This is a genomic window from uncultured Anaerotruncus sp., from assembly GCF_902490045.1.
GTDB lineage: Bacteria > Bacillota > Clostridia > Oscillospirales > Ruminococcaceae > Anaerotruncus.
Genome location: NZ_CABUCJ010000085.1, coordinates 1 through 10412, shown reverse-complemented (window position 1 = coordinate 10412; position 10412 = coordinate 1). Strand labels below are relative to the sequence as shown.

At 69.4% G+C, this 10412-nt stretch carries 12 protein-coding genes; all 12 read left to right on the top strand.

What is annotated here, in order from left to right; genetic code table 11:
* Window positions 1-706, top strand: a 706-nt coding sequence (locus RDM88_RS09240) for a cobalamin biosynthesis protein (protein ID WP_308754563.1), incomplete at its 5' end; no start/stop codon positions are given.
* On the top strand, window positions 703-1434 hold the full coding sequence (gene cobJ, locus RDM88_RS09235; protein ID WP_308754562.1) for a precorrin-3B C(17)-methyltransferase: 732 nt from the start codon (window positions 703-705) through the stop codon (window positions 1432-1434). The genes RDM88_RS09240 and cobJ, both read left to right, overlap by 4 nt.
* A complete protein-coding gene (gene cobK, locus RDM88_RS09230; RefSeq protein ID WP_308754561.1) occupies window positions 1427-2674 on the top strand; it encodes a precorrin-6A reductase in 1248 nt (415 codons plus the stop codon). The genes cobJ and cobK overlap by 8 nt, the downstream gene beginning before the upstream one ends.
* Before the next feature lie 22 nt (window positions 2675-2696).
* A complete protein-coding gene (cbiE, locus tag RDM88_RS09225; protein ID WP_308754560.1) occupies window positions 2697-3890 on the top strand; it encodes a precorrin-6y C5,15-methyltransferase (decarboxylating) subunit CbiE in 1194 nt (397 codons plus the stop codon).
* A complete protein-coding gene (locus RDM88_RS09220; RefSeq protein ID WP_308754559.1) occupies window positions 3887-5254 on the top strand; it encodes a cobyrinate a,c-diamide synthase in 1368 nt (455 codons plus the stop codon). Before cbiE ends, RDM88_RS09220 begins: the two co-directional genes overlap by 4 nt.
* Window positions 5255-5259: 5 nt before the next feature.
* The gene (gene cobT / locus RDM88_RS09215; RefSeq protein ID WP_308754558.1) at window positions 5260-6318 is read left to right on the top strand and encodes a nicotinate-nucleotide--dimethylbenzimidazole phosphoribosyltransferase; all 1059 of its coding nucleotides are present in this window, start codon (window positions 5260-5262) and stop codon (window positions 6316-6318) included.
* A 9-nt stretch (window positions 6319-6327) separates the two neighbouring features.
* The gene (locus RDM88_RS09210) at window positions 6328-6849 is read left to right on the top strand and encodes a bifunctional adenosylcobinamide kinase/adenosylcobinamide-phosphate guanylyltransferase (RefSeq protein WP_308754557.1); all 522 of its coding nucleotides are present in this window, start codon (window positions 6328-6330) and stop codon (window positions 6847-6849) included.
* Window positions 6846-7619, top strand: a complete 774-nt coding sequence (locus RDM88_RS09205) for an adenosylcobinamide-GDP ribazoletransferase (RefSeq protein ID WP_308754556.1) — start codon at window positions 6846-6848, stop codon at window positions 7617-7619. Before RDM88_RS09210 ends, RDM88_RS09205 begins: the two co-directional genes overlap by 4 nt.
* 2 nt (window positions 7620-7621) lie before the next feature.
* Window positions 7622-8008: a bifunctional adenosylcobinamide kinase/adenosylcobinamide-phosphate guanylyltransferase gene (locus RDM88_RS09200; RefSeq protein ID WP_308754564.1), complete on the top strand. Its 387-nt coding sequence runs from the start codon at window positions 7622-7624 to the stop codon at window positions 8006-8008.
* The gene (locus RDM88_RS09195; protein WP_308754555.1) at window positions 8005-8610 is read left to right on the top strand and encodes a histidine phosphatase family protein; all 606 of its coding nucleotides are present in this window, start codon (window positions 8005-8007) and stop codon (window positions 8608-8610) included. Before RDM88_RS09200 ends, RDM88_RS09195 begins: the two co-directional genes overlap by 4 nt.
* Window positions 8603-9574 (top strand): adenosylcobinamide-phosphate synthase CbiB, encoded by a 972-nt coding sequence (gene cbiB, locus RDM88_RS09190; RefSeq protein ID WP_308754554.1) that lies wholly within the window; start codon window positions 8603-8605, stop codon window positions 9572-9574. Before RDM88_RS09195 ends, cbiB begins: the two co-directional genes overlap by 8 nt.
* A 10-nt stretch (window positions 9575-9584) precedes the next feature.
* The coding region (locus RDM88_RS09185; RefSeq protein WP_308754553.1) for a histidinol-phosphate transaminase at window positions 9585-10412 on the top strand (828 nt) is incomplete at its 3' end.

Genomic DNA, 10412 nt, shown 5'->3' with positions numbered 1-10412 from the left:
GGCGGCCAGAGTCGCCAAAGCTTCCGGCGGCACGCCGGTCGTCTCCACCGCCACCGACCTCGCCGGAGTTTTCGCCGTGGATGTGTGGGCGGTGGAGCATTCGCTCCGCCTCGGCGAGCGGCAGCTCGCAAAAGCGGTTTCGGCGGCGCTGCTTGCCGGGGAGCCGGTGGGCTTCGCGTGCGACTTTCCCGTTGCGGGCGCGCTTCCCGCGGGGTTGACGGACGGCCCTGCGGCGCTGGGGATCTGCGTCACGCTCGACGCGGGAAAGGAGCCCTTTCCGCGCACCCTGCATGTCTTCCCGCGCATCGTGACGGTCGGGACCGGCTGCCGCAGGGGCATTTCCGCGGAAATTTTCGAGCGGGAGCTTCTCGGGGCGCTCGGCGAAGGGAAGATTCCGCTCGCGGCGGTCCGCCAGCTCGCGACGATCGACCGCAAGGCGCAGGAGCCGTGCATCCGGGCATTCTGCGAAAAGTACGGCCTGCCGCTCGCGTCCGCTTCCGCGGAGGCGCTTGCCTCCCTCGAGGGGGCGTTCACCCCGTCGGAATTCGTGCGCGGGACGGTGGGCGTGGACAATGTCTGTGAACGCGCGGCGCTTTACGCGGCGCGGGAGGGGCGCGTCATCATGAAAAAACATGCTGCGGGCGGCGTGACGGCCGCGGCCGCGGCGGACCGCTGGACCTGCGGGTTCGGGGAGGAAGCAGGATGAAAAAGCTCTATGTCGTGGGGCTGGGCCCCGGCGACGAACAGAATATGACCGGTCGCGCGCTCGCGGCTCTCGAAGAGAGCGAGGTCGTCGTGGGCTACACGGCTTATGTCGACCTCATCCGCGCCCGTTACCCGGACAAGGCGTTCCTCGCCACCGCGATGCGCGGGGAGGCGGAGCGCTGCCGGATGGCGCTTGAGGCGGCCTGCGCGGGCAGGACCGTCGCGGTGGTGTCGAGCGGGGACGCCGGGATTTACGGCATGGCCGGGCTGATCTATGAGCTCGCGCAGGGGTACGACCCCGTCGACATCGAGGTGGTGCCGGGCGTGACGGCCGCGTGCAGCGGCGCTGCACTGCTCGGCGCGCCGCTCATCCATGACTTTGCAGTCATCTCGCTCAGCGACCTGCTCACCCCGTGGGAATTGATCGAGCGCCGGCTCGAGGCGGCGGGCGCGGCGGATTTCTGCATCTGCCTCTATAACCCGGCCAGCCGCCGCCGCGCCGACTACCTGCAACGCGCCTGCGACATCCTGCTGCGCAGCCGCGCGCCCGGGACGGTGGCGGGGCTTGTGCGCAATGCGGGGAGGGCGGGGGAAACCGTCCGTGTGCTGACCCTCGGGGAGCTGCGGGAGGCGCGTGCGGACATGTTCACGACCGTGTTTATCGGCAATTCCCAGACCAAAAACCTGAACGGCAGCATGGTGACGCCGAGGGGGTACCGGGATGCCTAATTTCTTTGTGTTTGCCGGGACCACCGAGGGCAGGCGGCTGGTGGAGTTTCTCGCCCGGTGCGAGGGGGCGAGCGTCTGCGCGGGGGTAGCCACCGAATATGGAAAGACCCTGCTTCCTGAAGGGGTGCAGGTCTTCGCCGAGCGGCTGGATGCGGAGGGGATGGCCTCGCTGCTCCAATCGCTGCGGTTCGACTGTGTGATTGACGCGACCCACCCCTATGCCGCCCTTGCCACCGAAAATATCCGCGCCGCCTGCGCGGCGGCCGACACGCGGTACCTGCGCCTCTCCCGTCCGTCGAACACGCCGGAGGGCTGCGTCTATGTCGAGAACGCCGAGCGCGCGGCGGAGGTGCTCGCCGCCACGACGGGCAAGGTGCTGCTCACCACCGGCAGCAAGGAGCTGGACGCGTTTGTGCGGCTGCCGGGTTTCCAGGAGCGCCTCTATCCGCGGGTGCTGCCGACCGTCGAATCGGTGCAGCGGTGCCTTGCGCTGGGCTTCCGGGTGCAGAACATCATTGCGATGCAGGGGCCCTTTTCCCGCGAGATGAACGGGGCCACGATGCGCCAGATCGGCGCGTCGATTCTGGTGACCAAGGAGTCGGGCGACGCGGGCGGCTTTTCCGAAAAGCTCGGCGCGGCGCGGGACGCGGGCGCGGTGGCCGTTGTGATCGGCAGGCCGCGTGAAGAGGGCGGTCTGCCCTACGAGGACGCGGTGGAGACGCTCACCCGCGATTTTGCCCTGCGGCCCGCGGCCGCAGAAGCGGAAAACACGCCGTATTTTCCGCTTTTCGCCAGGCTGTCAAACTGCAAAATCGCGCTCTTCGGGGGCGGAGCGGCGGCCCTGTCGAGCGCGGCCGCGCTGCTGCCCTTCTGCCCGGGGCTGATCGTGATCACGCCGCAGCCGTCCGCCGAGCTGGAGGCGCTCGGCGTGCAGATCGTGCGGCGCGCCTACATGAAGGGGGATTGCGCGGGATGCCGGTTCGTGATCGCCGCGACCGACAATCCCGACGTCGATCAGACGATCTGCGAGGAGGCGCGCGCGGCGGGGATTCCCGCCGATGTGCCCGGCTCACCCGAGCTGTGCGACTTTTACCTGCCCGCCCTGCTGCGGCACGGAGACGTGGTTGTCGGCGTGTCGGCGGGCGCGGACGGAAAAAAACGCGCGCGGGAGATCGCGCGGGAGCTTTCCGGACGGCTGGACCAGATCCTTCCCGGCCCGGAGACGGACCGCCGGGAATGAACGGAAAAAGGAGGGGAACGCGGTGAAGGTCTATGTGATCGGAATGGGCGTGGGAAATCCCGCCCTGCTGACCCGGGAGGCGCTGGACGCGGCGGAGAGCTGCCGGGTGCTCGTCGGCGCGCGGCGTCTGCTGGAGGCGTTCCCCGGTTTTGCGCGGAAGGCGGAGGCTTCCTCGCCCGCGCGGATGGCCGAGGCGGTCCGTGCGCACGAGGGCCCCGCGGGCGTGCTCGTCTCGGGGGACGTCGGGTTTTACAGCGCGGCGAGAACCCTCGGGGAGCTGCTGCCCGAGGCCGAGATGAAATTCCTTCCGGGAATTTCCAGCTTACAGTATTTCTGCGCGAGGCTGGGGACCGCGTGGGACGACGCGCGGGTGGTGAGCCTGCATGGGCGCGACTGCGATTTCTGCGGAATCGCCGCGTCCAGCCCCAAGGTGTTCGCGCTGACGGGCGGTGAGAACAGCCCCGGCGCGCTCTGCGCCCGGCTCCGGGATGCGGGGCTTGGCGCGGCGCGGGTGGAAGTCGGAGAACGGCTCTCCTATCCGGACGAGCGCATCACTGGCGGGAACGCGGCGGAGCTCGCGGGACGTGCGTTCGACCCGCTGAGCGTCATGCTGGTGCGAAACCCGGCGGCGCTGCCGCGCCCGGCGGCCCACGGCCTGCCAAACAGCGCGTTCCTGCGCGGCGGTACGCCGATGACCAAGGAGGAGGTTCGCGCGGTTTCGATCGCGAAGCTGCGCCTGCGGCGGGGAATGACCGTCTGGGACGTGGGGGCGGGCACCGGCTCGGTGAGCGTCGAGATCGCGCGGGTGCTCGAGGACGGCGCGGTCTGGGCCGTCGAGCGGGAAGCGGATGCGCTCGCGCTGATCGAACAGAACCGCGCGAAGTTCGGACTTTGGAACCTGCGATTGGCGGCGGGCGCCGCGCCCGGCGTGCTGGAGGGGCTCCCCGCGCCCGACGCCGTCTTCATCGGCGGCTCTTCGGGAAGCCTCGCGGAGATCATCTCGGCGGCGCTCCGGAAAAATCCCGCCGCGCGAATCGTCGTGAACGCCGTCACGCTCGAGACGGTCACGGAGGCGCTCAGCTGCTTCGGGCGGTTTTCCCTGCGGGGGCCGGACACGGTGCAGCTTTCGGTCTCCCGCGTGCGGGAAGCCGGGAGCTATCACATGATGCAGGCCCAGAACCCCGTGTGGGTCCTGAGCGCGGGGGGGAGCGAATGACGGTCCGGTTTCCGCGGCTGATGGTCGCAGCGCCCGCGAGCGGAGGCGGCAAGACAACGGTGACCTGCGCGCTGCTGCGCGCGCTGGCCGGACGCGGCCGGCGAACGGCCTCGTTTAAGTGCGGGCCCGACTACATCGACCCGATGTTCCACCGGGAGAGCGCGGGCGCGGCCTATTCCGCCAACCTCGACCTCTTCCTTTCCGATGAAGATACGGCGCGCCGCCTGCTCGCAAAGGGCGTGGAACACGCGGATACCGCGCTCATCGAGGGCGCGATGGGCTACTATGACGGGATCGCCCTTTCATCCGACGCGTCGGCCTATGCCGTCGCCCATGCGACCGGCACGCCCGTCCTGCTCGTCGTCTCCTGCCGGGGGATGGCGGCCTCCATCGCCGCACAGGTCAAGGGCTTTACAGGCTACCGGCCCGACGCGAATATCGCGGCGGTGCTGCTCAACCACCTCTCCGCCGCTCGCTACCCCGGGATAAAGGCGCTCGTCGAACGGGAATGCGGCGTACCGGTCGCCGGATATTTGCCCCCGATGCCCGGCTGCGCGTTTGAGAGCCGCCACCTCGGCCTCGTGACCGTCGGAGAGGCGGCGGAGCTCGGACGGAAGCTGGACGAACTTGCCGGGACGCTGGAACGGACGGCGGACCTTCCGATGCTGCTCCGGATTGCCGATTCCACGCCGCCGCTCACTTATACGGCCCCTGGATTTCCCCGTGTGGAGGGGGCGCCCCGCGTCGCGGTGGCGCGGGACGCGGCGTTCTGCTTTTACTACGAGGACACCCTCTCGCTGCTGCGTGAGATGGGCGCAGAACTCGCTTTTTTCAGCCCGATTGCGGACTCGTCGCTGCCGGAAGGCGCGGGCGGGCTGCTGCTCGGCGGCGGCTACCCCGAGCTTTACGCTGCGGCCCTCTCCCGCAACGAACCGATGCGCCGCGCGGTCAGGGCCGCGATCCTGGGCGGGATGCCCGCGATCGCGGAGTGCGGAGGGTTTTTGTACCTGCACAGGAGCCTCGAGGACGCGGACGGGAACGCCCACCCCATGGCGGGCGTGATCGAGGGGGAAGGCTTTCCGACCGGGCGGCTCGGGCGGTTCGGGTATGTGGCGCTCGCCGCGCGGGAGGAGAATCTTCTCTGCGGCGCGGGGGAGACGCTGCGCGCGCATGAATTCCATTACTGGGACAGCACCGATCCGGGGCGGGCGTTCGCGGCCCAAAAGCCGCGTAGCACCCGCGGCTGGGACTGTGTGCATGCGGGAAGGACCCTTTACGCGGGTTTCCCGCATCTCTATCTGGCGGGCGCGCCAAAGGCGGCCGAACGCTTTCTGCGCGCGGCGGCCGACTATCGAAGGGGATGAGACGGATGAATCTGGAAGAAGCGCTCAGGCAGATCACCCCGCCCGACGAACTGGCCGGGGAAGCCGCGAAGGCGCGGTGGGACAGCATCGCAAAGCCGCTCGGGAGCCTCGGGCTGCTGGAGGAGGCGGTCATCCGCGTCGCGGCACTCACCGGCAGCGCGCGGGTGGAGCTGGACAAACGGTGCGTAACGGTCTTCTGCGCCGACAACGGCGTGGTCGCCGAGGGCGTGACCCAGACGGGCAGCGAGGTGACCGCCGTCGTTGCGGAGAACTTCATGCGCGGGGAGACAAGCGTCTGCGCGATGGCGCGCGCCGCGCGCTGCGACGTAATTCCCGTGGATATCGGCGTCGCGCGCGACCTGTCCGGCCCGGGGCTCGTCGTCCACAAGCTCGGATACGGTACGGGCAACATTGCCCGCGGCCCCGCGATGACGCGGGAACAGGCGCTCGATGCAATCACGTTCGGAATCTCCCTTGTGGGGAAACTGAAGCGGGAGGGCTGCCGGATCATCGCCACGGGGGAGATGGGCATCGGCAATACCACGACGAGCAGCGCGGTGACCGCCGCGCTCCTCGGCCTTCCGGCCGAGGAGGTGACGGGGCGCGGCGCGGGACTCACAAGCGAGGGGCTCGCGCATAAGATCAAGACGGTCGAGCGCGCGCTCGTCGTCAACCACCCCGACCCGGATGACGGCGTCGACGTGCTCGCCAAGGTGGGCGGATTCGACCTCGCCGGGCTGGCGGGCGTCTTTCTGGGCGGCGCGGTCCACCGCGTGCCCGTGCTGATCGACGGGTTCATTTCGGCGGCGGCGGCGCTGGCGGCCGCGCGCATCTGCCCCGCGGCAAAAAAGGCGATGCTCGCCTCCCACCTGTCGGACGAGCCGGCGGCGGCGCTGGCGCTTGGCGCGCTCGGCCTGCGCCCGCTCATCACGGCGGGCATGTGCCTCGGCGAGGGGACGGGCGCGGTGGCGGCGCTGCCGCTCCTTGATATGGCGCTGGCCGTCTACCGGGAGATGAGCACCTTCCGGGAGATCGACATCGACGCCTACCAGCCGCTCAGTTAGGTGGGCGGGATGCTGACGCTCATCCTGGGCGGGGCCGCGAGCGGGAAATCGGAGTACGCCGAGCGCCTTGCGGCGGCCGGTCCCGGGCCGCACGTCTACCTCGCGACGATGCGCCGCCACGACGCGGAATGTGAGGCGCGGATTGAAAAGCACCGCGCGGCCCGCGCAGGGCGCGGATTTATCACCTGCGAGCGGGAGACCGGCCTTAAGGGGCTGGCGCTTCCGGAGGGGACCCGGACGGTGCTGCTGGAAGACCTCGGCAACCTCGCCGCCAACGAGCTCTACGGCGGCGCGGGGGAGGGGGCGCGGGAGGCGGTGCTTGCGGGAATCGAAGCCCTTTGCGCGCAGGCCGCGCGGGTCTATGTCGTCTCCAACGAGATTTTTTCCGACGGCGCGTCCTATGACCTCGGCACGCGGCGCTATATCGAACTGCTCGGCGCACTCAACCGGGCGCTTGCCGCGCGGGCGGGCCGGGTTGTGGAGGTCGTCTGCGGGATACCGCTCATCTGGAAGGGAGGAAGACCGGAATGAAGAACCTGCTGCACTCGCTGGCGATGGCCTTTTCGATGTATTCCATCCTCCCGGCCCCGCGCGTCGACTGGAAGCCGGAAAACATGCGCTACGCCTTCTGCTTCTTTCCGCTTGTCGGGGCGGTGATCGGCGCGGCGGAATACGGCTGGCTGTGGCTCTGCCGCCTCTTCGGCGTCGAGCCGGGGCTGACCGCCGCCGTCGCCACGGCGATTCCCGTCGTCATTTCGGGCGGCATCCATCTCGACGGGTTCTGCGACGTTTCAGACGCGCTCGCCTCCCACGCTCCGGCCGAACGCAAGCTCGAAATCATGAAGGACCCGCATATCGGCGCCTTCGGCGTGATGGCCTGCGTCCTCTGCCTGCTGCTCACCTTCGGCCTGTGGACCCAGTACCGCTTCCACCCGCGCACGGCGGGGGTGCTTGCGGCGGGGTTCGTGCTCTCCCGTTCGCTCAGCGGGTTCACGGTCGTCTCGATGCGCTGCGCCAAGCCGAGCGGGTTGGCCTCTCTCTTCGCCGAGAACGCCGCGAAGGGGCGGGTGCGGGTGCTGCTGGCAGTGCTGGCGCTCCTCTGCGCCGCAGTGATGCTGGCGCTTTCCCCGCCTGCGGGCGCGGCGGGGCTGCTTGCCGCGCTGGTGGTGCTGCTGCACTACCGCTGGCTCGCCTACCGCTGTTTCGGCGGGATCACCGGCGATCTCGCCGGGTATTTTTTGACGGTGTGCGAGGCGGCGGTCCTCGCGGCGGCCGTCCTTTTTGAGGGGGTGCTGCTGTGAAGATGGTCATCGGAGGACGCGCGCAGGGAAAGTGCGCGCTCCTGCTCGCGCGGGAGGGGCTGTCGCCCGCCGACGTGTGCGACGGGGAAACCTGCCCGCTCGACCCGCTGCCCGAAAAGCCCGTCCTGAACCGCCTGCATCTGCTGGCACGGCGGCTGCTCGAGGCGGGGCGCGACCCGGTGGAAATCCTGGCGCGTTATGCCGACGCGCACCCGGACGCGATCTTTATCAGCGACGAGGTCGGCTGCGGCGTGGTGCCGCTCGATCCGTTTGAGCGGGCGTGGCGGGAGGCGGCGGGGCGGACCTGCTGCATGCTCGCGGAGAAGAGCGGCACCGTCCTGCGCGTCTGCGCGGGGATTCCTGCGGTCATCAAGGGGGGAGAGGTGTGAAGATCCTTCTTATCCGCCACGGCCCCACCCCCGGGAACCTTGCGCGCCGCTATATCGGAAGCACCGACGAGCCGCTCGCGCCCGGGGTCCTGCCGGGCTTTTCCGCCCCGGCGGCGGAGCGGGTCTACGTAAGTCCGCTGCTCCGCTGCCGCCAGACGGCGGCGCTCCTCTATCCCGCCTCCGTGCCGATAACGGCGCCCGGCCTGCGCGAATGCGACTTCGGCGCGTTTGAAAATAAGAGCTATGAGCAGCTAAAAAACGATCCCGCCTACCGCGCGTGGATGGACGACCGTACCGGGACGCTCGCGCCTCCCGGCGGGGAGGATGCCGCCGCCTTCCGACGGCGGTGCTGCCGCGCCTTTTCGGAGATCATGGAAGGCTGCCTCGCGGACGGCGTCTCCTCGGCGGCGTTCGTCGTGCACGGCGGCACGATCATGGCGGTGATGGAGCGGTTCGCAGAGACGGATTCCCCGCACGGCTTCTACGACTGGCAGCCGGAAAATTTCGGCGGCTGGACCGCGCGGACGACGCCAGAGCTCTGGCGGGCGCGCCGGGCCCTCACCGACGTGCGAAAGCTGGGGGAGGGTCCCGCCGATGTTTGACCGGGTCATCGCCATCGCGCTGGGGTTCCTGCTCGACGCGGCTCTGGGGGACCCGCACGGATTCCCGCATCCGGTCCGTTGGATCGGGCGGCTGATCTCCATGCTGGAAACCCTCCTGCGCGCCCGATTCCCCAAGTCTCCGCGCGGCGAACGGATGGCGGGACGGCTGCTCGCCCTGCTGACCGTCCTGGTTTCGGCGGGCGCGGCGTGGGGGCTGCTGTGGCTTTCGCGGCGCTTTCTGGGACGGTGGGCCGCGCTCGCGGCTGAAACGGTCCTCTGCTATTGGCTCGTCGCCGCGCGCTCCCTGCGCGACGAGAGCATGGAGGTCCATGCCGCGCTGGCGGCCGGCGACCTGCCCGGCGCGCGGCGGGCCGTCTCGATGATCGTCGGGCGGGACACCGACGCGCTTACCGGCGAGGGGGTGGCCAAGGCGGCGGTCGAGACAGTCGCGGAGAATACGAGCGACGGGGTCGTCGCGCCGCTCTTTTTTCTCGCGCTCGGCGGCGCGCCGCTCGGATTCCTCTACAAGGCGGTGAACACCCTCGATTCGATGGTCGGCTACCAAAACGACCGCTACCGGGAGTTTGGGCGCTGCTCCGCGAAGCTCGACGACCTTTTCAACTGGATTCCCGCGCGGCTTTCCGCGCTCCTCATGATCGCGGCCGCCGCCCTCTGCGGATTTGACGCGCGCGGCGCGGCGCGCGTCTGGCGGCGGGACCGCCGCAGCCACCGGAGCCCCAACAGCGCGCAGACCGAGGCGGCCTGCGCCGGCGCGCTGGGGGTGCGGCTCGCGGGGGACGCCTTCTACGGCGGGGTGCCCGTAAAGAAGCCCACGATCGGCGACAGCCGCCGTGCCGTGGAGCCGGAGGACATCCGGCGGGCCAACCGGCTGATGTACGGGACCTCCCTGTTGGCGCTGGGAACTTTTCTCGCGGCAAAAATGCTGATCATATACTTTTTATAAAGGAGAACACATGGACAGACAACTTCACGGCGGCGATACCTACGGGCATCCGTCCGCGCTCGACTTTTCCTCCAACACAAGCCCGCTCGGGCTTCCGGAGAGCGTCCGGGAGGCGCTTGCCGGTTCGGTCGACGACTGGGACGGCTATCCCGATCCGCTCTGCCGCGACCTCTCTGCGGCGATCGGGGCGGCGGACGAAGTGCCCGCCGCGTGGGTCCACTGCGGCAGCGGCGCGGCGGACCTCATCTTCCGCGTGGCGCAGGCGCTGAAGCCCCGCCGCGCGCTCACCCTCGCGCCCACCTTTTCAGAGTACGAGTACGCCCTCGCGGCGGCGGGGTGCGAGACGGCCTTCCACCCGCTGCACGAAAAGGACAACTTTGCGCTGACCGACACGATCCTGGGCAAGCTGAGCCCGGCGCTCGACCTTGTGATGCTCTGCAACCCCAACAACCCAACCGGCCAGCCCGCCGACGGGGAGCTGCTGCGCCGCATCCTCAAAAAATGCGCTGACTGCAAAATCACGCTGCTGGTCGACGAGTGCTTCGTGCCCTTCCTTGACGAACCGGAGGCGCACACCCTCAAGGGGGAGCTTGCCGCGCACAGGAACCTCATCATTCTGCGGGCGTTTACCAAGCTCTACGCGATGGCGGGCCTGCGGCTCGGCTACCTGCTCTGCGCGAACCCGGAGACGATTGAGGCGGTCTGCGCGTGCGAGCCACCGTGGAACGTCTCGCTGCCCGCGCAGACGGCGGGGATCGCCGCCCTCGCGGACGGGGACTATGTCTCCCGCGCGCGGGAGATCGTCAGGACCGAGCGGAAGTACCTCGCCGGGGAACTG